Source organism: Amycolatopsis sp. WAC 01416 (assembly GCF_003947485.1).
Classification (GTDB): domain Bacteria; phylum Actinomycetota; class Actinomycetes; order Mycobacteriales; family Pseudonocardiaceae; genus Amycolatopsis.
This window is the reverse complement of the sequence record NZ_QHHX01000007.1, coordinates 98,409-123,089: the sequence shown is the minus strand read 5'-3', so window position 1 is coordinate 123,089 and position 24,681 is coordinate 98,409. Positions and strand designations below refer to the sequence as shown.

General features: G+C 69.1%; 22 protein-coding genes. 11 read left to right on the top strand and 11 right to left on the bottom strand.

Going from position 1 to position 24,681, the window contains the following annotated elements; translation table 11 throughout:
• Window positions 1-8 precede the first annotated feature (8 nt).
• The gene (locus DL990_RS24330) at window positions 9-1,448 is read right to left on the bottom strand and encodes an MFS transporter (RefSeq protein WP_125800001.1); all 1,440 of its coding nucleotides are present in this window, start codon (window positions 1,446-1,448) and stop codon (window positions 9-11) included.
• Between the two features lie 62 nt (window positions 1,449-1,510).
• Between DL990_RS24330 and DL990_RS24325 the strand changes: the two genes are divergently transcribed.
• From DL990_RS24325 to DL990_RS24305, 5 genes are all read left to right on the top strand, one after another.
• Window positions 1,511-2,467: a YafY family protein gene (locus DL990_RS24325; RefSeq protein ID WP_233599174.1), complete on the top strand. Its 957-nt coding sequence runs from the start codon at window positions 1,511-1,513 to the stop codon at window positions 2,465-2,467.
• Between the two features lie 10 nt (window positions 2,468-2,477).
• Window positions 2,478-3,512 (top strand): L-glyceraldehyde 3-phosphate reductase, encoded by a 1,035-nt coding sequence (mgrA, locus tag DL990_RS24320; protein WP_125800000.1) that lies wholly within the window; start codon window positions 2,478-2,480, stop codon window positions 3,510-3,512.
• A gap of 343 nt (window positions 3,513-3,855) precedes the next feature.
• Window positions 3,856-4,614 carry a class I SAM-dependent methyltransferase gene (locus tag DL990_RS24315; protein ID WP_125799999.1) on the top strand — a complete coding sequence of 253 codons (759 nt, stop codon included), beginning with the start codon at window positions 3,856-3,858 and terminating at the stop codon, window positions 4,612-4,614.
• Window positions 4,615-4,671: 57 nt separating this feature from the next.
• Complete coding sequence (locus DL990_RS24310) at window positions 4,672-5,343, top strand: TetR/AcrR family transcriptional regulator (RefSeq protein ID WP_125788595.1); 672 nt, start codon at window positions 4,672-4,674, stop codon at window positions 5,341-5,343.
• Window positions 5,344-5,355: 12 nt separating this feature from the next.
• Window positions 5,356-6,279: a TIGR03564 family F420-dependent LLM class oxidoreductase gene (locus DL990_RS24305; protein ID WP_125788596.1), complete on the top strand. Its 924-nt coding sequence runs from the start codon at window positions 5,356-5,358 to the stop codon at window positions 6,277-6,279.
• On the opposite strand, the gene DL990_RS24300 is transcribed toward DL990_RS24305, so the two are convergent.
• The 5 genes from DL990_RS24300 to sigC all read right to left on the bottom strand — a co-directional run bounded on the left by DL990_RS24300 (window position 6,239) and on the right by sigC (window position 11,920).
• A complete protein-coding gene (locus DL990_RS24300; protein ID WP_125799998.1) occupies window positions 6,239-7,051 on the bottom strand; it encodes an aldo/keto reductase in 813 nt (270 codons plus the stop codon). The two genes, DL990_RS24305 and DL990_RS24300, sit on opposite strands and share 41 nt — an antisense overlap.
• Window positions 7,052-7,060: 9 nt before the next feature.
• Window positions 7,061-8,302, bottom strand: a complete 1,242-nt coding sequence (locus DL990_RS24295) for a CdaR family transcriptional regulator (protein WP_125799997.1) — start codon at window positions 8,300-8,302, stop codon at window positions 7,061-7,063.
• A gap of 140 nt (window positions 8,303-8,442) precedes the next feature.
• Window positions 8,443-8,898: a (2Fe-2S)-binding protein gene (locus tag DL990_RS24290; RefSeq protein WP_016335901.1), complete on the bottom strand. Its 456-nt coding sequence runs from the start codon at window positions 8,896-8,898 to the stop codon at window positions 8,443-8,445.
• Window positions 8,899-8,924: 26 nt separating this feature from the next.
• Window positions 8,925-11,171, bottom strand: a complete 2,247-nt coding sequence (locus DL990_RS24285; protein WP_125799996.1) for a xanthine dehydrogenase family protein molybdopterin-binding subunit — start codon at window positions 11,169-11,171, stop codon at window positions 8,925-8,927.
• 179 nt (window positions 11,172-11,350) lie between these two features.
• Window positions 11,351-11,920 (bottom strand): RNA polymerase sigma factor SigC, encoded by a 570-nt coding sequence (sigC, locus tag DL990_RS24280; protein ID WP_125788601.1) that lies wholly within the window; start codon window positions 11,918-11,920, stop codon window positions 11,351-11,353.
• A 58-nt stretch (window positions 11,921-11,978) separates the two neighbouring features.
• On the opposite strand from sigC, the gene DL990_RS24275 reads away from it, so the two are divergent.
• From DL990_RS24275 to DL990_RS24265, 3 genes are all read left to right on the top strand, one after another.
• Window positions 11,979-12,707 (top strand): zf-HC2 domain-containing protein, encoded by a 729-nt coding sequence (locus DL990_RS24275; protein WP_125788602.1) that lies wholly within the window; start codon window positions 11,979-11,981, stop codon window positions 12,705-12,707.
• A 208-nt stretch (window positions 12,708-12,915) separates the two neighbouring features.
• Window positions 12,916-14,118 (top strand): ROK family protein, encoded by a 1,203-nt coding sequence (locus DL990_RS24270; RefSeq protein ID WP_125788603.1) that lies wholly within the window; start codon window positions 12,916-12,918, stop codon window positions 14,116-14,118.
• A gap of 53 nt (window positions 14,119-14,171) precedes the next feature.
• Window positions 14,172-14,525, top strand: coding sequence for a nuclear transport factor 2 family protein (locus DL990_RS24265; protein WP_125788604.1), 354 nt, complete (start codon window positions 14,172-14,174; stop codon window positions 14,523-14,525).
• Here the strand turns inward: DL990_RS24265 and DL990_RS24260 are convergent.
• On the bottom strand, window positions 14,522-15,028 hold the full coding sequence (locus tag DL990_RS24260; RefSeq protein ID WP_125799995.1) for a PaaI family thioesterase: 507 nt from the start codon (window positions 15,026-15,028) through the stop codon (window positions 14,522-14,524). The two genes, DL990_RS24265 and DL990_RS24260, sit on opposite strands and share 4 nt — an antisense overlap.
• Before the next feature lie 71 nt (window positions 15,029-15,099).
• On the opposite strand from DL990_RS24260, the gene DL990_RS24255 reads away from it, so the two are divergent.
• The 3 genes from DL990_RS24255 to DL990_RS24245 are packed head-to-tail and all read left to right on the top strand — an operon-like array spanning window position 15,100 to window position 18,799.
• Window positions 15,100-15,663 (top strand): TetR/AcrR family transcriptional regulator, encoded by a 564-nt coding sequence (locus DL990_RS24255; RefSeq protein WP_233599176.1) that lies wholly within the window; start codon window positions 15,100-15,102, stop codon window positions 15,661-15,663.
• 44 nt (window positions 15,664-15,707) lie between these two features.
• Window positions 15,708-16,442: an HAD family phosphatase gene (locus DL990_RS24250; protein WP_125799994.1), complete on the top strand. Its 735-nt coding sequence runs from the start codon at window positions 15,708-15,710 to the stop codon at window positions 16,440-16,442.
• Window positions 16,439-18,799 (top strand): glycoside hydrolase family 65 protein, encoded by a 2,361-nt coding sequence (locus DL990_RS24245; protein ID WP_199746577.1) that lies wholly within the window; start codon window positions 16,439-16,441, stop codon window positions 18,797-18,799. Before DL990_RS24250 ends, DL990_RS24245 begins: the two co-directional genes overlap by 4 nt.
• Window positions 18,800-18,893: 94 nt before the next feature.
• On the opposite strand, the gene DL990_RS24240 is transcribed toward DL990_RS24245, so the two are convergent.
• The 4 genes from DL990_RS24240 to DL990_RS24225 form a co-directional block, all read right to left on the bottom strand.
• Window positions 18,894-19,073 (bottom strand): hypothetical protein, encoded by a 180-nt coding sequence (locus DL990_RS24240; protein WP_125788608.1) that lies wholly within the window; start codon window positions 19,071-19,073, stop codon window positions 18,894-18,896.
• 39 nt (window positions 19,074-19,112) lie between these two features.
• Window positions 19,113-20,069 carry a Ppx/GppA phosphatase family protein gene (locus tag DL990_RS24235; RefSeq protein WP_125788609.1) on the bottom strand — a complete coding sequence of 319 codons (957 nt, stop codon included), beginning with the start codon at window positions 20,067-20,069 and terminating at the stop codon, window positions 19,113-19,115.
• 202 nt (window positions 20,070-20,271) lie between these two features.
• Window positions 20,272-21,312 (bottom strand): LLM class F420-dependent oxidoreductase, encoded by a 1,041-nt coding sequence (locus DL990_RS24230; RefSeq protein WP_125788610.1) that lies wholly within the window; start codon window positions 21,310-21,312, stop codon window positions 20,272-20,274.
• A 37-nt stretch (window positions 21,313-21,349) separates the two neighbouring features.
• Window positions 21,350-24,673 carry a DUF885 family protein gene (locus tag DL990_RS24225; RefSeq protein WP_125799993.1) on the bottom strand — a complete coding sequence of 1,108 codons (3,324 nt, stop codon included), beginning with the start codon at window positions 24,671-24,673 and terminating at the stop codon, window positions 21,350-21,352.
• Window positions 24,674-24,681: the final 8 nt, after the last annotated feature.

Sequence of the window (24,681 nt, the reverse complement as noted above, 5' to 3'; positions counted from 1 at the left end):
TCGATCGCCTACCCGGCCGACTCTACGTCGCGGATCCGCTTGGGCAGCAGGAACCCGACCGCGAACGTGAGCATCACCATCACCGCGACCACCCAGAACGTCCGCTGCGCGGCGTCGGTCGGGTCGGCGGTCCCGGCGTCGAAGAACACCGTGCCCAGCAGCGCCATCCCCAGCGCGCCGCCGACCTGCTGGAGCGAGGTCAGCGCGCCCGACGCCGATCCGGCCTCCGACGGCTCCACTCCGGACAGTGCGATCTCGAAGTACGGCCCCATGATCAGCCCGGATCCGATCCCGACCACCAGCAACGCGGGGGCGATCAGCCACGGACCGGTTTCCGGGCCGAGGAGCAGCAGCAGCGCGACCACGCCCGCGGTCATGATCAGCGCGCCGGTGTGCAGCACCTTGCGGCCGTGCTTGCGCACCACCTGCACCAGACCCATCCCGACGATCATCCCCAGCGACATCGGCACCCCGGTCAGCCCGGCCTTGAGCGGCGAGAAACCGAGCCCGATCTGCAGGTACAGCGTGAAGACGAGCCCGAAGCCGGAGAACGCCGCGAAGTAGATCGTCCCGGTCGCCATCCCGGCGAGGAAGCTGCGCTTGCGGAACAGGCTGGGTTCGACCAGCGGGTCACCACCGCGACCGCTCTTGCGCTTCTCGAACCAGGCGAAGACACCGAACACCACGATCGCGGCGGCCATCATCGCGAACGTCCACAGCGGCCAGCCGTACTCACGACCCTGTACCAGCGGGAAGACGATCAGCAGTGCACCGGTCGTGGCGAGCAGCGCGCCGGGGATGTCGAGTTTGAGCGAACCACCGGGCCTGGACTCGGGAAGGAACTTGATCGCGGCGAGTACCGCCAGCGCGCCGATCGGCAGGTTGATCAGGAAGATCATCCGCCAGCCGGTCCCGAAGAGATCGGCGTCGACCAGCCAGCCCGCGAGGATCGGACCGCCGACCGCGGCGAGCCCCATCACCGGGCCGAACATGCCGAACGCGGACTGAAGCTCCTTTCCGGTGAACATCTCCTTCATCATGCCGAGGCCCTGCGGGATCATCGCGGCGCCGAACAGACCCTGCACCACCCTGGCGGTGATGATCATCTCGGGGCTCACCGCGATCGCGCAGAACAACGAGCCGACGACGAAGCCGATCGCGCCGATCAGGAACATGCGCTTGCGGCCGAAGATGTCGCCGAGCCGTCCGCCGGTGAGCAGGCCGGACACCATCGCGAGGGTGTAGGCGACGCCGAGCCACTGGATCATCGCCGTGCCGCCGACGAGCGAGGCCCGCATGACCGGTCCGGCGATGCTCGTGACCGTCATGTCGAGCAGTTCCATCACCGAACCGGTCAGGATCACGAACAGCGCGGGCCAGCGCCAGCGGTAGGACTTCTCCACGTTTTCCGTGGTCACACCGCTCGGGGTGTCCAGTGTCATCGTCATGGGAACAACGCTAAAGTCAATTCCGGCCACTTTCTGACCGGAATCGGAGCGAACCTGGATTCATGGCGAATACGAGTGCGCGGATGCTGCGGCTGCTGTCGCTGCTGCAGACACACCGCTTCTGGTCGGGGATCGAACTGAGCGACAAGCTCGAGGTGAGCGAGCGGACGCTGCGGCGTGACGTCGAACGCCTCCGCGAGCTGGGCTATCCGGTCAACGCGAGCCGCGGCGTCGCGGGCGGCTACCAGTTGCGGTCGGGCACGGTCATGCCGCCGCTGCTGCTGGACGACGAGGAGGCCGTGGCGATCGCGGTCGGCCTGCGGACGGCGGCGGGCGGTTCGGTGGAGGGCATCGAGGAGACCTCGGTCCGGGCGCTGACGAAGGTCGTCCAGGTGATGCCGCCCCGGCTGCGCAGACGTGTCGACGCGCTCCAGGCGTACACGACGCCGGCGGCCGTCACGGGTCCCCGGGTCAACGCGGCCAGCCTGACGGTGATCGCGCAGGCGTGCCGGGACGACGAGCGGCTGAAGTTCGACTACGCCGCACGCGGCGGCGAGGAGTCCGCGCGGCTGGTCGAGCCGCACCGGCTCGTCTCGCTCGGACGGCGCTGGTACCTGGTGGCGTGGGACCTCGACCGGGTGGATTGGCGCACTTTCCGTGTCGACCGGCTCAGTGAGCCGCGCACCACCGGCGCCCGCTACCGGCCACGGGAGATCCCCGGCGGGGACGCGGTCAAGTTCGTCGAGGCCCAGATCAAGGCCAGGCCGACCACGTACGAACTGGTGGTCCGGGTCGAGGCACCGAAGGCACGGGTCGAGGCGGCCGTGCGCTATATCGGTGGCGCGCTCGAAGCGATCGACGAGACGTCCTGCCGTCTGACGATGAACGTCGACACCTTCGACTGGCCCGTCCTGATCCTCGCCGCCATCGGGGTGCCCTTCGAGGTCGAGGGACCTGCGGCGTTCAAAGATCACCTGGGCGCCGTCGCCACCCTCTTCTCCCGCGCCTCCGGCGGCTAGCATCGGGCCCGTGAGCACCTATGTCGCGGCCGAGGGCCGATACGAGAGCATCCCCTACCGCCGTACCGGGCGCAGCGGCCTGAAGCTGCCCGCGATCTCGCTGGGCCTGTGGCACAACTTCGGCAACGACAAGCCGCTCGGCACGCAGCGGGACATCGCGCGGCGCGCGTTCGATCTGGGCATCACCCACTTCGACCTCGCCAACAACTACGGCCCGCCCTACGGTTCGGCCGAGGAGAACTTCGGCAGGCTGCTGGCTTCGGACTTCAAGCCGTACCGTGACGAACTGGTCGTCTCGACCAAGGCGGGCTACGACATGTGGCCGGGCCCGTACGGGGAATGGGGTTCGCGCAAGTACCTGCTGTCCTCTTTGGACCAGTCACTCGGCCGGATGGGCCTGGACTACGTCGACATCTTCTACTCGCACCGGTTCGACCCCGAGACGCCGCTCGAAGAGACCGTCGGTGCGCTCGACACCGCCGTCCGCTCCGGACGCGCTCTGTACGTCGGCATCTCGTCGTACTCGTCGGAGAAGACCGCCGAGGCCGCGCGGCTCCTGCGCGAACTGGGCACTCCGCTGCTGATCCACCAGCCGTCGTACTCGATGTTCAACCGCTGGCTCGAAGGCGACAAACTGCTCGACACGCTCGAAGCCGAAGGTGCGGGCTGCATCGCCTTCTCGCCACTGGCGCAGGGACTGCTGACCAGCCGCTACCTCGACGGCGTTCCCGAGAATTCCCGTGCGGCGCAAGGGAAGTCACTCAACCCGGACACGATCACCGAGAACACCGTCGGCAAGATCCGGGCACTGAACGAGATCGCCGAGCGACGCGGGCAGACGCTGGCGCAGCTCGCGCTCGCGTGGGGCCTGCGTGACCCGCGGATGACGTCGGTGCTGATCGGCGCGAGCAGCGTCGCCCAGCTGGAGGACAACGTCGGCGCGCTGAAGAACCTGCACTTCACCAACGAAGAGCTGGCCGAGATCGACCGCTACGCCACCGAGGCCGACATCAACCTCTGGAAGCGCTCGACCGACGCCGGATGACAAGAGGTAAGGCAAAAATGGCGTAGCTGCGCCTTCAATGAAGGGCTCCTTCGATGGCTTCAAGGGAGCCTGCCGCGCCTTGAGTGTCCACAAGAGACACCTGAGGTGGTGGTCGTGAGTGGCGATTCGGGTTAGAACCCGAATCGCCACTCACGACCCCCCACGCAAAGTACCCAAATTGACATCTCTGCCTGGTCGCCGTCCCTTATGGACGGTCAAGAGCGTGCCAGACTCCTTGGCGACCCCACTCCCCCGTCGACTCGATCACGCCACCTTTGCCTTACCCCTCGATGACACCCGTAATCGCGTTGCCCCACCCGGCCAGGGAGCCGAAACTGCGGGCATGACTTTCGAAGAGCTGCTCGCCGAGGGAGAGGCCGTCCCGGTCGAAGGCTGGGACTTCTCGTGGTTCGAAGGCCGGGCTACGGAGGAACGGCCGCCGTGGGGATACTCGCGGCTGCTCGGTGAGCGGATGGCGGCGGCGTCCGCCGGACTCGACCTGCAGACCGGCGGCGGTGAGGTGCTCGCGGGCATCCCGAAACCGCCGCCGGTCCTCGCCGCGACCGAAGGCTGGCCGCCGAACGTCGAGGTCGCCAGGAAGACCCTCGCGCCCTTGGGCGCCGAAGTGGTCGAGGCCGAGTACGACGCACCTTTGCCCTTCCCCGACGAGTCCTTCGACGTGGTGAGCAGCCGCCATCCGATCGCGAACCCGTGGCGGGAGATCGCGCGCGTCCTGCGGCCGGGCGGGATCTTCCTGTCGCAACAGATCGGCGCCGGAACCGTCCGCGAACTGAAGGAGTTCTTCCTCGGCCCGCAGGATTACGGCGGCTGGACCCCCGAGGTGCTGCGCACCGAGGCGGACGCCGTCGGGCTGCGGGTGGAGCGGCTCGAACCGGCGAAACTCCGGATGGAGTTCTTCGACCTCGCCGCGGTGGTGCACTTCCTGCGGAAGGTGATCTGGATCGTGCCGGGGTTCGAGGTGGAGAAGTACCGCGACCGGCTCGCGGAACTCCATCGGATGATCGAGACCGACGGGAAGTTCGTCGCGCACTCGCGGCGGGTGCTCGTGGAGGCCGTCAAACCCGGCCACACCTTCGAGTAACCACTCTCCACCGCCCGCCGCTTGACCAAATTTCAAAATCAGTCATAAACTAGCGGCGTGACCGAGGACCGGCAGGAACGCGCCGAACGTATTCTCGACGCCGCCGCGGACCTGCTCCTGCGGCACGGCTACCGGCGGGTGACCGTGGAGGACGTCGCCGAGCATGCCGACGTCGGCAAGGGAACCCTTTACCTGCACTGGAAAACCCGGGAACAGCTGTTCCTCGCGGTGATGCTGCGCGAGGCGGCGCGGTCCATCGAGAACCTGGCACAGGCGATCGAGGACGATCCCGACCTCACCCTGCTGCACCGGATGACCCGCACCCAGTTCCTCAACGTCGTGCGCAGGCCCCTGCTCCACGCGCCCTACCTCGCCGACTCCGGCGTACTGGGCAAGCTCGCGGCGAAGCTCCACGAAAACCAGGACCCCCGGCACCACGAGGCGTTCCTGGACTACCTGAAACTGCAAGCCGAGCACGGCCTGATCCGCATCGACATCGAGGTCGAAGACCTGGCGAAGGCTTATCTGGCCGTCCTGCACGGCTTCCTGCTCGCCCCGGCGGCGGATCCCGAAGCCGCCGCCGACCTGCTGGCCGACACCGTCGCCCACGCCTTCCAGCCGACGGCCACTCCGCCCGCCGCGAAGGTACGCGCGGCGGCACCGGGCGCCATCGCCCTCTTCCGCGCGACCGCGGAAATCGACCGCGCCAACCTCCGGCGCGCCTACTGACGGGAGCCGCGCATGCGGACCGGAATCCTCCTCGACGAAATCGGTGTCCCCTTCGGCGACGTCGTCGCGCAAGCGAAAGAAGCCGCCAGGCTGGGCTACGACGCGATCTGGCTCGCACAGCGCGGCGGCTGGGACGCCCTCACCGCGTTGACGGCGCTGGGCGCGGCCGCCCCCGGCCTCGCGCTGGGCACTTCGGTGCTCCCCACCTACCCGAGGCACCCGATTTCCTTGGCGGCGCAGGCTTTGACGCTACAAGCCGCCACGGGCGCGCCGGTCTCGCTCGGCGTCGGGCTGAGCCACCGGCCGATCATCGAAGACCAGTACGGCTACTCCTTCGACCGCCCTGTCCGGCATCTGCGCGAGTACCTTCAGGCGCTCTACCCGTTACTACACCACGAAAAGGCCGACGTGCACGGCGAGACGCTGACCGCTGTCGGCACCATCGAGGCGCCCGGCGCCGAGCCACCTTCGGTCGTCGTCGGCGCGCTGAGCCCGCTGTCGCTGAAGGTCAGCGGCGCCTACTCCGACGGCGTGGTGTCCACCTGGGCCGGGCCGCGCTCGCTGGCGGAGTACATCGTCCCGACGCTGACGAAAGCGGCGACGGAGGCCGGGCGTACGGCACCGCGCGTCATCACCGGGCAGCTGATCTCCGTCACCCACAACCCCGACGGGCCGCGGAACTGGGTCGCCGAGAACTACGGCATGGCGGCGAACATCCCGGCGTACCAAGCGATTTTCACCCGCGACCGGGTCGACGGCCCTGGCGGGACGGTACTCGCCGGCGACGAGGAGTTCGTCCGGGCACGGATCCGCGAACTCGAAGAGGCCGGTGCGACGGAGCTGATCCTGATGCCGGTGGGGACGCCCGAAGAGCAAGCGCGGACCCGGGAACTGCTCAGCCCCCCAAGCGCTCCAGGTGCCCGGCCGTCAGTTTGACCTCCGCCGCGGCGAAGTTCTCCTCCAGGTGCGCGATGTTCGCCGTCCCCGGGATCGGCAGGATCACCGGCGACCTGGCGAGCAGCCAGGCGAGCCCGACCTGCGCCGTGGTCACCCCCAGCTCCGCGGCGACGGCGGTGAGCCCGGAACCGGCCTCCGACGCGGCGCCGAGCACCGGACGCCAAGGCAGGAAAGCGATCCCGGCCGCCTCGCACGCGTCCAGCACCGCTTCGTACGAGCGGTCCGAGAGGCTGTAGCGGTTCTGCACGCTGGCGATGTCGACGATCTCGCGTGCCCGCGCGAGTTCGTCGACGGTGACCTCGGACAGCCCGATCCGGCCGATCTTGCCCTCGTCCCGCAGGTCCCGCAGCGCGCCGAGCTGATCGGCCAGCGGGGTCTCCGGATCGAGACGGTGCAGCTGCAGCAGCTCGATCCGTTCGACGCGCAACCGTCGCAGCCCCTCGTCGACCTGCACCCGCAGCGATTCCGGCCGCGCGTCGTACTTCCAGTCGTCCCCGGTCCGCACGACGCCGACCTTGGTGGTGACCACCAGATCGTCCGGGTACGGGTACAGCGCTTCCGCAAGGAGTTCCTCGTTGGCACCGCCGCCGTACAGATGCGCGGTGTCGATCAGGGTGATGCCCAGCTCCACGGCCCTTCGCGCCAAGGCGATGGACGCCTCACGCGCGGGGCCTGCTTCGGTCGGCAGGCGCATGGCGCCGAAACCGAGGCGGTGCACGGTCAGATCTCCGCCGATGGCGAATTCGTTCATCCGGGAAACCTAGCGCAGCGGATCCCTCGGCGAGGGCAGATGAGAGGTGTCCGGGAACATGTGGAGCGCACGCAGGGCAGCACCCAGCTCGGCGATGTCGGCCGGGTCCGTCAGCGAACGGCCCAGTTCCTCGGAAATCCGCTTCAGTCGATGCCGGATCGTGTTGGGGTGACAGAACATCCGCTCCGACGTCAGTTTCGTGGAGCCCTGGCATTCGAACCACGCGCGCAACGTCAGCAGCAGCACGTTCCGGTCGTCACCGGGCAGGTCGAGGATCGGCCGCAGCACGTGGTGCGCGAGCTGGACCGACGCCTCCGGCGCACTGGCGACGAGGCCGGCGAGCGGGGATTCGTTGAACTGCACCATTCCCGTCGTCCCCGGCAGCATGCTGGAGAGCGCGACCCTGGCGAGGTGCAGCGCGCGGGAGGTGTTCCCGAGGCCGGTGAACACCGGGCTGACCCCGATCCGGCCGATCTGGTTCTCCCGCAGCAACTCGACGATCAGCTGCGACGCCGACGGGTCCCGCATCGACACGACCCCGACCTGCAGGTCCGGCGTGAGCCGCCAGGCGGACGCGTGATGCCGGTCGCGGAGCCGGTTTTCGATCTGGGGCAACGGTTCGTGTCCGACGCGCGGGGTCTCCGCCGCGACGACCACATAGGTCCCGTCGAGCGAGAGTTCCAGCACGCGCGCGATGTCCCACAGCGTGCCCTCGGTGGCCGCGCCGCCGGCGAACAACGCCTCGACCAACGCGGAGCGTCTGCTTTGGTGCGCCAGCATGACTTCGGCCGTGGTGTCGCGATACGTCGTCGTCAGCGCCTCGGCGTAGTCGTCGATCAGCGCCCAGATGGCCGACGTCGCGGCGACGAGGCCGTGGAGGTCCTGATGCTCGCCCGAAGCGGTCAGTTCGACGAACCGGTTCCACACCTCGGTGAGCCCGATCCGGTAGGCCCGCAGCAGTTCCGGCAGCGGCGCGCCCTGCAACGCCCGCGCGCGCCCGGTCGCCCGCGCCTGCGTGAGGTCGGGTTCCTCGGTGCCGCGCAGGGTCCGCATGACGAACTCGAGGTTGTTCCGCACCGAGGTCCGCAGTTCGGCGAGGGTGACGAACTGCGCGTCGCGGTACACCGGCATCTCGGCACGGATCTGCGCGACGGTGCTCTCGATCAGCTGAGGCAGCTGTTTTTCGACCTCGAAGGCCAATTCGGCGACGACGGCGGCCGAGCCTTCGCGGAGCACAGTTCGGTAGTGCATGGACGTCCTCCGGGGCAGGGACTCCTCGTCGAATCCCTGGGGACGTCATCTAACACGACTTGCCCGGAGGTGGCCTGTCGAAGCCGGAAGGCTCCGCCGGTGCGGCGGAAAATCGGGATCCCCGCCGCACCGGCGGGATTTCACATCTTCGCGGCCGCGCTCTTGATGGCTTCGCGGATCCGGAAGTAGGTGCCGCACCGGCAAACGTTCTGGATCGCGTCGATCTCGGCGTCGGTCGGGTTTTTCGTCTTCTTCAGCAGCGCCACCGCGGCCATGATCTGCCCCGGCTGACAGTAGCCGCACTGCGCGACGTCCTGCTCCAGCCAGGCCTCCTGCACCGGGTGCAGGTCATCGCCGTCGGCGAGGCCTTCGATGGTGGTGACCTCCTTGCCAGAGCAGTCGGACACCGGCGTCACGCACGGATTGAACGCCTCGCCGTCGAGGTGGCTGGTGCAGGCCTTGCAGACGTTGATCCCGCAGCCGTACTTCGGGCCGCGGACGCCGAGTTTGTCCCGCAGGGCCCACAGCATGGGCAGATCCGCGGGCGCGTCGACGGTGACGGTCTTCCCGTTCACCGTGAAGGTGTAGTTGGGCATCGAAACTCCTTGGCGGGGAAGGAAAGTCAGCGGGGGAAGGGTTCGAAGTCGACCGGGAAGTTGATCGGGAAGCTGCGCGGTTTGATCCCGGTGGCCCGCGCGTAGGCGTTCCCGATCGCGCCGACCGGCGCCGGCACGCCGAGCTCCCCCGCGCCGCCGATCTCGCCCGTCTCCGGCATCACGTGGATCTTGACGTCCGTCGGCGAGTTCTTCTGCCGCGCGTAGTGGAACTGCGAGTAGCTGCCCTCCAGCGGCAGGCCCTTGTCGATGTGCAGACCCGCGGTCAGCGTCGTGGCGATGCCGTCGGTCAGGCCGCCGAGCATCTGCGCCTCGATGCCGCGCGGGTTGATCGGCTTGCCGACGTCGACCGCGATGGTCGCCTTGGTGACGCGCGGTTTCTTCGGGTCACGGGCGTCCATCTCGACGAGGCAGGCGGTGTACGACTTGTACTCGCCGTGCACGGCGACACCCTGCGCGAACCCCTTGGGCATCTTCTTGCCCCACTCGCCGAGTTCGGCGACCTTGTCCAGCACCGCGCGCTGCCGGTCGTTCTTGATGAACTCGCGCCGGAACTCGACCGGGTCCTTGCCGAGTTTCGCGGCGATCTCGTCGACCATGATCTCTTCCGCGCCGCGCGTGCTCGCGGAGTACACCGACCGCCAGGCACCGGTGTGGAAGTCCACCGGGACCTCGTTGAGCAGCTGCGTGGTGACGCCGAAGTTGTACGGCGACTTCACCGTCAGCAGGAACACCGTCTGCGCGAAGCTCAGGTTCCCGCCGACCGGCAGTTCCGCGGCGAAAGCGGTCAAAACCTCGCCGAGTCCGTGGCTCCAGTCGGTTTCCACGCTGGCGACGCGGTGCTCGAAGGTGAGCACCTGACCGAGGGCGAAGGTGGCGCGGATCTTGTGGTGGCTCGCGGCCCGCGCGCGGCCGTGGCGCATGTCGTCGATACGGCTCCACATCAGCCGCACCGGCCGCTTCATCGCCTTCGAGATCCGCGCGGCTTCGATCGCTCCGTCGGAGAACAGGCGGCGGCCGAACGATCCGCCCGCCTGCTGGACGTGCACGGTGACCTTGTTCTCCGGCAGTCCGAGTTCCTGCGCGATGTTCTGCTTCGCGAGGATCGGGACCTTCATCCCGGACCAGATGGTCGCGCTGTCCTCGCGGACGTCGGCGACCGCAGAGTTGGTCTCCAGCGGCGCGTGGCTGGCGAAGGCGAAGTCGAATTCGCCGTCGACGTACTGGGTCAGCAGCGGCGGCACGACGAACGGCAGCGCCGCGGCTTGCAGCTTCTTCTTGATCGTCGCGTTGTTCTCGCCGTCGACGGTGCCGGCGTTCCAGGTGACGTCGAGGGCGTTCTTGCCGTCGAGTGCCTGGCCGAAGGTCTCCGCCAGCACCGCGACCCCGGTCTTGATCACGGCGATGTCGATGATGCCGGGCATCGCGCGCACGGCGGCCTCGTTGTTGACCTTCTCGACCGTGCCGTTGATCGTCGGCGGGCGGCGGACCATCGCCGGTTTCGCACCGGGGATGTCCAGGTCGAGCGTGTACTTCAGCTGCCCGGTGACCATCGCGCGCGCGTCCTTGCGCGATTGCGGCGTGCCGACGAGCCGGTGCGCGGACTCCGCCTTCGGGGTCGCCGTGAGCTTCCCCAGATCGGCACGGGCGGCGGGCTTGGACAGCGCGCCGTAGTCCGCGCGGCGGCCGTCGGGCGCGATCACCGCACCATCCCTTGTGGACAGACGATCGGCCTTGGCCCCCCACTGCCGAGCCGCCGTCGCCACCAGCCGGGCGCGGGCGGCGGCCGCCGCGGTCCGCACCGGGGTGTAGAGCGAGCGCATCGTGTTGGAACCGCCGGTCAGCTGGTTGAACAGCAGTTCGGAGCGGGCGTCGGAGAGCACGACGTCGACGCGGTCGAGCGGCAGGTCCATCTCCTCGGCGACCAGCATCGCGTTGGCCGTGGTGATGCCCTGGCCGACCTCGGTCCGGGGCAGTTCCAGCCGGACGCTGCCGTCTTCGCGGACTTCGAGGACGAGAAGGTTGGCGGTGGGGGCGTTCGAAAGGATGAGGACGTCGCCGAGGTCGAGGATCTCGGCAGGACCGGGCGGAGTCGGGATGACGGCTTCGGCCTCTTCGGGCGCGAAGCCGTCGATGCCGATCTTCGTGGCGATCGTGAGCGTGGGCGCCGCGACGAGGAAGCTCAGGAACCGGCGGCGGCCGAGACCGCCGGGGTCCTGAGTCTCGCCTGGGGTTCCAGTGGTGGGACTGGCCATCGGGAAGATCCCTTCGAGAGCACGCGGAGAAGGCGGGGACCCTCGCGCGGCCTGGGGTCGGATGGCGACACGCTAGGCATCGGCATTCGGCCTAGTCAACGCGGAGTAGTCGAGTCAGCCCATCTGTGTGACGCGGTGACAGCGAAGTGCCCCAAATGTGTGGCGCGCCACAGCGAGCACTAGATGGAGTCGCGCTCCCGGCCCGCTTCGAGCAGGTCTTCGCGGGCACGCGCGATACGCGAGCGCACGGTGCCGACCGGGCAACCGCAGATCTCGGCCGCCTCGGCGTACGAGAGGCCCAGCACCTGGGTGAGGACGAGGACCTCGCGCCGCTCCGGGTCGAGCCCGTCGAGCAGCATCCGCAGCTCCACGAGGTCTTCGAACCCCGCGACACCCTCCGCCTGACGAGCGCCGCGACGCTCGGCGGTGGCTTCCCAGTCGACATCGGCGAGCTTCGGACGCGCCGATGCCGCCCGGATGCGGTCGACGACCACCCGGCGCGCGATCGACAGGAGCCAGGTCCGCGAAGAGGACCGGCCAGCGAACCGGCGCAGGCTGCCGAACGCGCGCAGGTACGTCTCCTGGGTGAGATCGTCGGCGGCGCTGACGTCGGCGAGGTGCGCCACGAAGCGCCAGACGTCCGCCTGGGTGGCCCGCACCCAGTCCTCGAGAGCCCGCCGGTCACCGCGGGCGGCGGCGAGGGCGAGCGCGGTCACCCGCTCGTCGTCGTGGTTGCGCGGCCCGGCCATACGAGAAACGTAGCAGCGTCCCGGGAACCCGGGCAGGCCCGCGCCCGACAAGTGAGACGTGAAGTGCGAGACCTGCCGCGAGGCCCTGTCGGCCCGGCTCGACGGCGAAACCGAACCCGCCCCGCCCGAGGTGGTCGATCGGCATGTGACGGGCTGCGCCGCCTGCCGGTCGTGGCTCTCGCGCGCCGAGCGGCTGCACCGCACGATGCTGCTGCGGCCCGCTCCGCCGGTCCCGGACCTCACCGCCGTCATCCTCGAGCGCACCCCCGCCCCGCCGAGGGAGGGCTGGCCCGCCAGGATCGCGCTCGGCATGGTCGCGATCGCGCAGCTCGGTCTCGCCTTCGCCCAGCTGCTGGGCGTCGACGACCACGGTGCGGGACACGGCACGGAATCCCTGGTCGGGCACCTTTCCCACGAAAGCAGCGCGTGGAACCTGGCCGTCGGTGTCGGACTCGGCTGGGCGGCCGTTCGCACGAAGGCGGCGGCCGGGCAACTACCGGCGCTGACCGGTTTCGTCGCGCTCCTCCTGGCGTTGTCGGCGGGCGACCTCGTCACCGGACAGGTCACCGCCGGACGCGTGCTCACCCACGGCCTGGTCGTCGCCGGACTGCTTTTGCTCTACGTGGTGAACCGCCAGCACCGTCTGCGCAACCGGCCCAGTCCGGCGACGACGGCCGACGGTTCGGGTTCCCACCTCGCGGAAACGGACCACGAGACCGGCGAAATCCCCGAGCGGCCCCGTCAGCACAGGGGATTCCGGCGTCCCGCGAGCCGCCACGTGGCGTGAACCTTCTGGTCTAGACCATTATCGGTCACTGGGAGCGCATGCCCGGATACCGGGTGAATCACCGGGTTTTCGCGCGCGGCGTGCGCGATTCGCGGCGCCGGCACGTTTATCGTCACCGGGAACCACCGAATGTAAACCTTCTTGCCCATTTCGGGCCGGACCCGGATAACTTTGGTGGAACACCTTGGTTCGACAGGAGGCGAAGCTCGTGGTTGGCGCAGAAAATCCGCCCGTCGGCACCCCCGCCGGGATGCGGAAGATCAATCAGCGCGCCGTACTGGACCTCCTGCGCCGCAGCGGCCCGGCGACGCGACCCCAAGTCGCCAAGGACACCGGTCTTTCGAAACCCACGGTGAGCCAAGCGTTACTGGCGCTCGAAGCGGCCGGTCTCGCCAGGGCGACCGGGCACACCTCGACCGGCACCGGCCGGTCCGCCGTCCTCTACGAAGCGGATCCCACGGCCGGGTACGTGCTGGGGGTCGACATCGGACGCGAACATCTCCGGGTCGCCGTCTCGGATCTCGGCCACACCGTGGTCGCCCGCCGTGACGAGCGGAACACGTCTCGTTCGGGCACCGCGCTCGTCAGCGCGGTGGGCGCCCTCGCGGCGGCGACGGTGCGCGAAGCGGGGCTCAGCCAGACCGACATCGTCGTGCGGGTCCTCGGCTCACCCGGCGTCGCGGATCCGGCGAAGCGCTGCTTCCGGCACGCGCCGAACCTGCCCGGCTGGGGCAAGGCCGGTCTGCTCGACGAACTAGAAGCCGCCCTCGGCCCGGACCTCATGGTCGAGAACGACGCGAACCTCACCGCCGTCGGCGAATGGGAACGCGGTGCCGCGCGCGGGGCGTCGGTGTTCGGCTGCATCACCATCGGCACCGGTGTCGGTATGGGCGTGATGGTCGACGGCCAGGTCTTCCGCGGCGCGACGGGCGCGGCCGGCGAAATCGGATACCTGCCGTACGGGCAGTCGGACGCGCCGGGCGAAGGCGAGGACGCCCCGCCGGTCCGCGGCCACCTCGAAGAGGCGACGGCGGCACAGTCCGTCGTCCGCGGCGCACGCGAACTCGGCCTCGGCACGGCGAAATCGGCCCGCGAGGTCTTCCGGCTCGCCCGCGACGGCGACGAACTCGCCCTGCGCGCCGTCGAGGCGGAGGCGGACAGGCTCGCGTACACCGTGGCGTCGGTGGCGGCAGTGATCGACCCCGAACTGATCGTGCTCGGCGGCGGGATCGGCACCGCGGCCGATCTGCTGCTCGACCCGATCGACCGCGCGCTGCGCTCGTTCACTCCCCTGGTGCCCGCGGTGGTCCAGGGCGAACTGGGCGACGACGGGGTGCTGACCGGCGCGATCAGCGTCGGGTTGCGCGCCGCCGAAGGCCTGGTCTTCGAACGCAAGGTCGGCGCGGCCTAGGCCTTACCTCAGCGGTAATCGACGGCGGCGGACCCGCGCGGAACGATGTCCGCATGACCACAGCCAAGAAGATCGTCCTCGACTGTTTCGAGAACCTGTTCGTACGCAAGGACTTCGCCGCGGCGGGCGCGAACGTGCACGCGGATTTCGTCACGCACAGCCCGGGTTTCCCCTCCGGCCGTGACGCTTTCGTCGAAGCGATGCGGAATTCACCGATGGCCGGCGCCGACGTCTCCGTGAAACGCGTGATCGCCGACGAGGATCACGTCGTCGTGCACCTGCACGTGGTCCCGCCGGGCGAGGAGCTCGGCACGGCCGTCGTCGACATCGTGCGTGTGGAGGACGGGCTCATCGTGGAGCACTGGGACGTCAAGCAGCCGGTTCCGCCCGCCGCCGAAATGTTCTAGGGCTTGATGATCAGGCAGGTGCTCGACGCGGTCGCGAGCACCTTGCCCTGCCCGTCGCGGATGTCGCCCTCGGCGAACGCGACGCGCGAACCGGCCTTCACGACCCAGCCGTGCGCGCGGATCTCCCCCACCGAACCGGAAATGGCACGCAGGTAGTTCACCTTCAGCTCCACAGAGGTGTACCCGACGCCGGCGGGCAGGGTCGAGTGCACCGCGCACGCCACCGCCGAATCCAGCAGGGTCGCCGCGACGCCGCCGTGCACGGTCCCGATCGGGTTGTACAGCGACTCGTCCGGTGTCGCGGCGAGGACGACGTCGCCTTCGGCCACGCTCACCCAGCGCATGCCGAAATGCGCCGAGATCGGCGGTGGCGGGATCCGGCCCTCGGCGATACCGGTCAGGTAGTCGAGCCCGGACAGCTCCCGGCCGAGCCGAGCGGTGGGCAGCGGATCCTGCCAGGTCACGGTCTTCTGCCTGGTCTGCCCGGTGACGTCGATGGTCATCCTGCCTCCTAAGACGATCGTCCTAGGCTTTCCTAAGACGGTCGTCCTAGTCAAGGGCTATGCTGAGCGACGTGTCCGACACCACCACCCGCGAGCGGATGATCTCGACCGCGATGACGCTCTTCCGCCGCGAGGGCTACCAGGCGACCTCGTGGCGGCGGCTGGTCGAGCAGGCCGGGACCCCGTGGGGGTCGGCGTACCACCATTTCCCCGGCGGCAAGGAACAACTCGCGGTCGCCGCGATCGAACTCGGCACCGCCGTCGTGGCGAAGACGGTCCGCCGCGCCTTCGAGCGCAACGAGACCGTCGAGGACGCCGTGAGCTGGTGGTACCGCAAGGCGGGCGAGGCATTGGCCGCCGACGACTACCGCGGCGGCTGCCCGCTCGCCACGATCACGCTGGAGATGGCCCACGCCTCGCCCGCGATCACCAAGGCGTGCCAGGACGCGTTCGCCGCCTGGCATGTGCTGCTGGTCGAATTGCTCGGCGGACGTGGTGTGAAGGACTCCGAAGACGTCGCCACGGCCATCATGAACAACCTCGAAGGAGCCCTTCTGGTCAGCCGGGTCCGCCGGTCCCCCGAACCGCTGGACCGGGCCGCGCGGCACGTCGCGCTCGTGGTCCGCGCCGCCTGAAAGAGCCGAGCGGGCACCGGCGAGCGCGGGTAGCGTTCGGAGGCATGATCGGTCTGCCCGGCTCCATCACGGCCTGCCTCTTCGACCTCGACGGCGTGCTGACCGGCACCGCGGCCCAGCATCGCGAAGCATGGAAACGCACGTTCGACGAATTCCTGCGCGCTCGCGACGGTGACGCGTTCTCCCCGTTCACCGACGCCGACTACGCGGCCTACGTCGACGGAATGCCGAGGGCCGACGGCGTCCGCACCTTCCTCACTTCGCGAGGTATCGAGCTGCCCGAGGGAAGCCCGGACGACGGCATCGGCGCCGCCACCGTCAACGGCGTCGGGAACCGCAAGAACCAGCTGGTCCTGAAGATCATCGACGAAGAGGGGGTCACTCCGTATCCCGGTTCCGTCCGATACCTCGAAGCGGCGAAGGCGGCCGGCTTGCGCATCGGCGTCGTCACCTCGTCGGCCAATGGCGCGAAGGTGCTCGACGCCGCCGACCTGACCAGGTTCGTCGAAGCGCGGATCGACGGGATCGTGATCACCGAAAGGAATCTGCGCGGCAAGCCCGCCCCCGATTCGTTCCTCGCCGGTGCCGAGGCGTTCGGTGTCGCCCCGGAGAACGCGGCCGTCTTCGAGGACGCCCTCGCGGGCGTGCAGGCGGGCAAGGAAGGCGGTTTCGGCTACGTGGTCGGGGTGAACCGCGCGCATCAGGCGGGCGAACTGCTCGCGCACGGTGCCGACGTCGTGGTGGACGACCTCGCCGAACTCCTGGAGGACCGCAAGTGACCGAATCGCTTTTCCGCGGTTACGAAGTCTCGCCATGGGAGCTTCGCTGGCACGGGATGGACGTCGACGCGTTGCAGCGCACCGAATCGGCGTTCGCGGTGTCCAATGGGCACATCGGCCTGCGCGGGACGCTGGAGGAGGCCGAGCCGCGTGGCCTGCCGGGCACCTACCTGAACGGTTTCTACGAGCAGCACGATCTTCCCTACGCGGAGACCGGCTACGGCTACCCCGAAGAGGGGCAGACCGTCGTCAACGTGACCGATGGCAAGATCATCCGGCTGCTGGTCGAGGACGAACCACTCGACATGCGGTACGGACAGGCGACGGAGCACGACCGCGTGCTCGACTTCCGGAAGGGCACCCTCGCGCGCCACACCGTCTGGTCGTCACCGACCGGCCGCCGGGTCAGGGTGAAGACCGAACGCCTGGTCTCCTTCACCCAGCGTGCCGTCGCCGCGATCCGGTACGAGGTCGAACCGCTCGACGACGAGCTCCAGCTGGTGGCGCAGTCGGATCTGCTGGCGAACGAACCGATCGAGTCCGACACTCGTGACCCGCGGGTCGCGGCGGCGCTGGAGTCGCCGCTGGTCTCGGAATACCACCACGCGGACGCGTACCACGCGGTGCTGGTGCATCAGACCCGGAAGTCCGGGTTGCGGATGGCCGCCGCGATGGACCACAAGATCGACGTCTCCGACGGCGTGCGCACGCATATCGAGGCCGAAGAGGATTTGGCACGGCTCACCATCGCCGTCGACGTGCCCAAGGGCGGACGGCTGCGGATCACCAAGTACCTCGCCTACGGCTGGTCCGCGCAACGTTCGGTGCCGGCCGTGCGAGCCCAGGTCGAGGCCGCGCTGGCCGGGGCCCGGCAGACCGGCTGGAAGGGCCTGCTCGCCGAGCAGAAGGAATTCCTCGACGACTTCTGGGAAACCTCGGACATCGAAATCGAGGGCGACCCGGAACTGCAGCAGGCCGTACGGTTCGCGCTCTTCCACCTCCTGCAGGCCGGGGCCCGTGGCGAGACGAGGGCCTTGGCGGGCAAGGGTTTGACCGGCCCGGGCTACGATGGCCACGCGTTCTGGGACACCGAGACCTTCGTGCTGCCCGTGCTCACCTACAGCATGCCGGACGCCGCCCGCGACGCACTGCGCTGGCGTCACTCCACTTTGGACAAAGCCCGGGAAAGGGCCGCACAGCTGGGTTTGCACGGCGCGGCGTTCCCTTGGCGGTCCATCAACGGCGCAGAATGTTCGGCGTACTGGCCGGCGGGTACCGCGGCGTTCCACGTCAGCGCGGACATCTCCGACGCCGTCGTGCGGTATCTCAACGCCACCGGCGACGACGAGTTCATGCGGACCTGCGGGGCGGAACTGCTCCTCGAAACCGCACGGATGTGGGCGTCACTGGGGCATTTCGACCGGCAGGGCCGGTTCCGGATCGACGGTGTCACCGGACCGGACGAGTACTCCGCGGTGGCGGACAACAACGTCTACACGAACCTGATGGCCCGCCGGAACCTGTTCTACGCCGCCGAAATCGTCGGCCAGCACGACGACGTTGCGCGGCGGTTCGACGTCAGCGAGGAGGAAGTCGCCTCGTGGCGCAAGGCTGCCGAGGCGATGCTGGTGCCCTACGACGGGGACCTCGGCGTCCATCCGCAGTCCGAAGGGTTCCTCGAGCACGACGAGTGGGATTTCGAGAGCACGGACCTGGACTTCTACCCACTCCTGCTGAACTTCCCGTATTTCGACCTGTACCGCAAGCAAGTCGTCAAACAGGCGGATCTGGTACTCGCGCTGCACCTGTGCGGGGATTCCTTCACCCCGGAGCAAAAGGCGCGCGACTTCGCCTACTACGAGGCTCGAACGGTGCGGGATTCCTCGCTGTCGGCGGGAACGCAGGCCGTGGTGGCCGCCGAGGTCGGGCATCTGGAACTGGCGTACGACTACCTCGCCGAAGCGGCGCTCACGGACCTGCACGACGTGCACAACAACGTCCGCAACGGTCTGCACCTGGCCTCGCTGGCGGGCGCGTGGCAGGGCACCGTCGCCGGGTTCGGCGGGCTGCGCGATCACGGCGGACGGCTGACCTTCGCGCCGCGGCTACCGTCGCAACTCCGGCGGATCGCGTTCCGGCTGACCTTCCGCGGCACCCGGTTCCAGGTCGAAATCGACGGCGAGGGCGCGACGTATCACGTGATCACCGGGGAGCCGCTGGAACTGGCACACCACGGCGAGACGTTCACGGTGACCGCCGTGCCGGTGCGGCTGCCGATCCCGGTGGTCGATCCGGGTCCGACGCCGATGCAGCCCGCGGGCCGCGCTCCGGTACGGAGGCGACCGAAGGACGGGTGACCGGGCCGCTCAGTCCGGCCACGGTTGCAATGAAGGGGCCTTTCATCGCAAATTTTGCAATGAAAGGCCCCTTCATTGCACGCGCGGCACCAAGTCAGTCCGGGGGTTCGATCGGCACTTCGCCGCTGCCCGGCACGCCGTCGACGTCCTTCGTGCCGTGCGGGCCGACGTCACGGTTGGGCGCGCTCGGCACGTCGGTCTTCGGCTGGATCCCGCGGAGGTCGTCGAGGTCTTCTTCGTCGTCCTGCCCGAAGTTCTTCTTGCTTTCCCTCATGTGTCCGGGGTACCCGCTCGCGGCCGGAAACGCCAGTTTTCAGGCGGCTTTCGCCGGTTTGCCCTCCAGCGTGACGAGCCCGTCGAGCATGCCGAGCAGCAGTCCGTCCCTGGTGGACCACGGGCAGATGGCGACCTGGCCACCGGAAAGCGTCAGCAGCGCCTCGGCGACGATCGCGCCCGCGAGTGCCTGATGCGAGCGTTGCCGCGAGATGCCCGGCAGTTCGGCGCGGCGTTTCGCGGGCAGCTTCGCCAGCCTCGGGATCCACGCGCGAAGGTCCTCGAGGTGCAGTTCCCTGGCACGGGACGGCCGGTCGCCGGCGAGCCGGGCGAGCTGCCGCAGCACCTTGGAGCAGCCGACAGCGCGATGGTCGCGGATCTGCGGCAGAACGTCCTGCATCGCGTCGCGGACCTCGTCGAGCACGTGCTCCCGCATCGCCCGCACGACCTTGGGCGACGGGCATTCGGTGGCGAACCAGTCCCGCGTCAGCGAACGCGCGCCGAGGGGCAGCGAGTGCGCGAACTCGGCTTCTTCGGCGCTTCCCGCGGCGAGTTCGACGGTCCCGCCGCCGATGTCGAGCACCAGCAGACCGCCGGCCGAAGCCCCGTACCACCGGCGCGCGCCGACGTATGCCAGCTCGGCCTCGCGGCGGCCGGTGAGGAACCGCAGCTCGACCCCGGTGGCCTTCGCGACGTCGCGGACGACCTGCTTCACGTTGGCCGCGTCGCGGATCGAAGAAGTGGCCAGCGGGAACACGTCCCCGACGCTGTGCTTGGCGGCCATGGTCATCCCCGCCTCGACCGCGGACGAGACGGCGTCGATACCGCGCCGGGTCAGGCTCCCGCCGTCGTCGAGTTCCCTGTCGAGCCGCAGTCGCGTCTGGTGGCTCAGCACGGGATCGAGCGGCGAGCCACCCTTGGCCAGAACCACCAGCCGTGCACTGAACGACCCGACGTCCAGGACCGCGGCGGACGGTTCCCCGATCTGCTTGCGCACGCGAGGCACCTCACCTTCATCGCGAACGTATTCCCCCGAGGTCTCGCTTCCACTCCTGATAATGGCGGATTTTCCCGCCGTTCAGGCGTGGTTTACGTTCTCTTTCCACCGGAAGGACGCTTTTTGACCACGAAGAAGATACACCGGCGCAGGTCAAGTATACCGTATCGATACAGGTGAGAGGTTCACCTCCCCCGCGTGCCTAGCCGATGAGTTCGCGCAGCTTCGAAACCTGCGCCACACGGGCTTCGCGGCCGGGCAGCAGCGGGTTGACGACCAGGGTGGTCGCGCCGGCCTCACGGAAGGCGGCCAGCCGCTCCTTGACGTAACCCTCCGGCCCGATCAGCGAGATCGCCTTGATCAGCTCCTTCGGCACCGCCGCGGCGGCTTCGTCCTTCTTGCCGTCCAGGTACAGGTCCTGGATGAGCTTCGCTTCGGCCTCGTAGCCGTACCGCTGAGCGAGACTGTTGTAGAAGTTCTTGCCGCGCGCGCCCATCCCGCCGATGTAGAGCGCCAGCATGCCGCGCAGGTGGTCCAGCATCCCGTCGACGTCGTCGCCGATCGCCAGCGCGGTGCCGACGAAGGTGTCCAGCTCGCCCAGCGACGGGTCGCGCTTCGCCTTGCCCTCGGCCAGAGACGCTCCCCAGACGTCGGCCGCCTTCTCCGGGTGGAAGAAGATCGGCTCCCAGCCCTCGGCGAGTTCGGCCGTGAGCGCGACGTTCTTCGGGCCGATCGAGGCCAGCAGGATCGGGATCCGCTCGCGCACCGGGTGGTTGATCAGCTTCAGCGGTTTGCCGAGGCCCGTGCCCTGCTCGGGTGGCAGCGGGATCGAGTAGTGCGTGCCGGAGTGCACCACCTTCTCCCGCCGCCACACCTGACGGCAGATGTCGATGATCTCGCGCGTGCGACCGAGCGGCGCGTCGTACTTCACGCCGTGGAAACCTTCGATGACCTGCGGACCGGACGCGCCGATGCCGAGGGTGAACCGGCCGTCGGAGACGAAGTCGAGCCCGGCGGCGGTCATCGCGGTCAGCGTCGGCGTCCGCGTGTAGATCTGGAAGATGCCGGACGCGATCTGGACCCGCTCGGTCTTCGCCGCGACGTAGCCGAGCTGGCTGACCGCGTCGAACGAATAGGCCTCGGGGACGAAGACGATGTCCAGTCCGGCCTTCTCCAGCTCGACGATGTCCGCCACGCTGTCGGCGAAACCACCGGCGTAGCTGATCGCGGTCCCGATCCTCATCGACATCTCCTCACAAGTTACTGAGCGTTCGCTTAGCTTAGACCGAGGGGTCCTGCGCGGCCACCCACTCCTTGACGACGTCGTCCAGCACCCGCAGCGGCAGGATCCCGTTGCTCAGCACGACCTCGTGGAAGCCCTTGATGTCGAACCGGTCGCCGAGCGCGGCCTCGGCCTCGGCACGGATCCGCTCGATCTCCAGCCGTCCCACCATGTACGACAGCGCCTGCCCGGGAACGGCGGCGTAGCGATCGATCTCGGCCTCGATCTCCACCCTCGCCATGGGCGTGTTCTCGGCGAGGAAGTCGACGGCCTGCTGACGGCTCCAGCCGAGCGCGTGCATCCCGGTGTCGACGACCAGCCGTCCGGCGCGCATCGAATCCTGGGTGAGCATGCCGAACCTGGTCAGATCGCTGGAGTACAGGCCCATCTCGTCGGCGAGGCGCTCCGAGTAGAGACCCCAGCCTTCGACGTAGGCGTTGACGTCGGCGTGGCCGCGCAACATCGGCAGGCCTTCGAGTTCGTGCGCGATGCAGATCTGGAAGTGGTGCCCAGGAACGGCTTCGTGGAAGGCGATCGCCTCGCTCGTGTGCTTCGGGCGCTGCTCGGCCTCGTGGGTGTTCGCGTAGTAGGTGCCCGGCCGCGATCCGTCGAGCGCCGCCTCGATGTAGTACGCCAGCGTGCCGCCGGGCGCCTCCGCCGGCGGGACCGGCTCGACCTGGCACCGCTGCTCGGGGACGGTCGAGAACCACTGCGGGGCAACGGCTTCGGCGCGGATGATGGCGTCACGCGCGGCGTCGAGCAGTTCGTCGCCGTCCCGCCAGCGCAGGGCCGGGTCGGTGCGCAGCCGCTCGAAGATCTCGTCGAGATCCTTGGTGCCGAAGATCTTGTCGCCCAGTTCGCGGTACTGGTCGGCCAGTTTCGCGATCATGTCGAGCCCGGTGTCGTGCAGATCCCGCGCGGTGCGCTCGGTGGAGGTGTGCGCCCGGATCAGCGCGGCGTACTTCTCCTGCCCGCCAGGGAGCGCGCAGAGACCCGGCTCGGTTTCGGGCTTCGCCACGGGACGCAGCTCGTCGGCGAGGAAGTCACGATACCGGGCGTAGGCGGGCCGGACGACCTCGGCCAGCAGCCGATCCCGTTCGGTTTCGTAGCCCTCCACGGAAACGGACGCGGTGAGCGCCAGCGGGTCACCCGCCTCGTCACCGAGATAGCGCTCCACGTAAGCGATCCCGCCTTCGACGAGAAACCCGGGCGGGACCAGCCCTTCGGCCGCCGCAGCGCGCTGGCGCACGATCAAGGCGTCCAGGTAGGTGCCCATGCCGTCCAGCCGCTTCAGGTAGCCGCGGACCTTTTCCTCGTCGTTCAGCGACAGCACCGCGAGTTCGTTGAGCATGAACAGCGCGGGCGAGGCCAGTCCGTCGCTGACCGAAAACTCGGCGGCCCGGGCGTCGATCACGTCGATCATCGCCTTCGCCTGCTGGATCACGACCTCGCGGGTGACCGCCTCGGCCGGGGAAAGTCCTTCGGTGACAAGGGCTTCGGCCCGCTCGGCGATGTCGGCCGCCGACGCGCGCTGCGCGGCCGCGGCCTCCGCGCTCGGATCGGGCAGCGCGCCGTGGTCGCCGGGCAGCCCGAGCAGGGACCGCCACAGCGGGAGCTCCTCGAACTTCAGCTCCATCAGCTCGTCGGCGAGACCGTTCGGGGTGTCGCCGTGCCCGGCGATCCAGTCGCGGACCACCCCGTCCAGCACCGAAAGCGGCAGCGCCCCGCCGCCGAGCACGACGTCGTGGAAGGCCTTGATGTCGAACCGGCTGCCCAGCGTCAGCTCGGCCCGCGCGCGGATGCGCTGGATCTCCAGCCGTCCCACCATGTACGACAGCGCCTGCCCTGGGAACGCGATGTATCGGTCCACTTCGGACTCGATCTCCACCAGCGCCATCGGCGTGTTCTCGGTGAGGAAGTCGATGGCCTGGCGGCGGCTCCAGCCCAGCGCGTGCAGCCCGGTGTCGACGACGAGCCGTCCGGCGCGCATCGAGTCCATGGTCAGCATGCCGAGCTTCGCGACGTCGTCGGAGTACAGGCCCATCTCGTCGGCGAGGCGCTCGGTGTACAGGCCCCAGCCCTCGGCGTACGCGGTGAAGTCGCCGATGCGGCGCAGCAGCGGGAGCTCGGTGAGTCCCTGCGCGAGGCTCAGCTGGAAGTGGTGGCCGGGGATGGCCTCGTGGAACGCCGTCGCCTCGGCCGCGTGCCGGAACCGCTCCTCCGCCTTGTGGGTGTTGGCGAAGTAGATGCCCGGCCGGGAGCCGTCGACCGCGGGCCACATGTAGTACGCGGCGGGCGCGCCGGGCGCGGATTCGGCGGGGACCGGCTCGACCGTCCACGGCTGCGGCGGGATCCGGCCGAACCACTTCGGCGCCTCGGCCTCGGCCCTGGTGATGGCCGCGCGGGCGGAGTCGAGCATCTCGTCGGCGCTGGACCACCGCAGTGCCGGGTCGCTGCGAAGCTTGGTGAAGATCTCGGCCAGGTCGCTGGTGCCGAAGACCCGGGAGCCGTACTCGCGGTACTCGGCGGCCAGGTTCGCGATCACGTCGAGCCCGGTCTGGTGCAGCTCACGCGGGGTGCGGACGGTCGTCGTGTGCATCTCGGCGAGCAGGGCGTAGATCCGCTCGCCGTCGGGCAGCCAGCAGACGCCGGGCTTGTCCTCGGGACGGCCGTGCGGCGCGATCTCCTTCGCGAGCACCTCGCGGTACTCGGCGATCGCGGGCCGGACGACGTCACGCAACAGGTCGGCGCGGCGGGTCTCGAAGTCTTCGTCCGGCGCGGGCTGGCGCAGCAGCGGATCGGCCGACGGATCGGCGAGGTGCCGGTCGAGGTACGCGACCGCGGCGTCGACGAGGTACGCGACCGGGACCAGGCCGCGGGCGACGCCGTCACGATGCCGCTGCGCGGCCTGCCGCAGGTACTCGGGGATCGCGGCGATGCGCCCGAGGTGCGCCTCCGCCTGCGCGCCCGTCCCGACCGACATCATCGGCAGCACGGTGAGCACCTCGGCGGCGGGCGAGATGAACAGGTCGCTGACGGTGAACTCGACGAACCGCGAGTCCAGCAGTGCGATCCTCGCCCGCGCCATCGCGATCAGGACGTCACGGGTGGTCTTCTCCTCCGCGCTCAGCCCCTCGGTGGTGAGCGCCTCGGCCCGCTCGGCGAGCCCGGCCAGCTGCGCGCGGAAGGCGTCTCCCGCGGCCTCGCCGAGATCGGTGAGCCCGGTCGATTCCGGGCGGAAGCCCTGCAAAGCGGGCATGACCGGCTCGGCGTCGAAGAGGGCTTCGACGAACTCGTCGGCGAGGGCGGAGACTTCGCTCATGTTTCTTC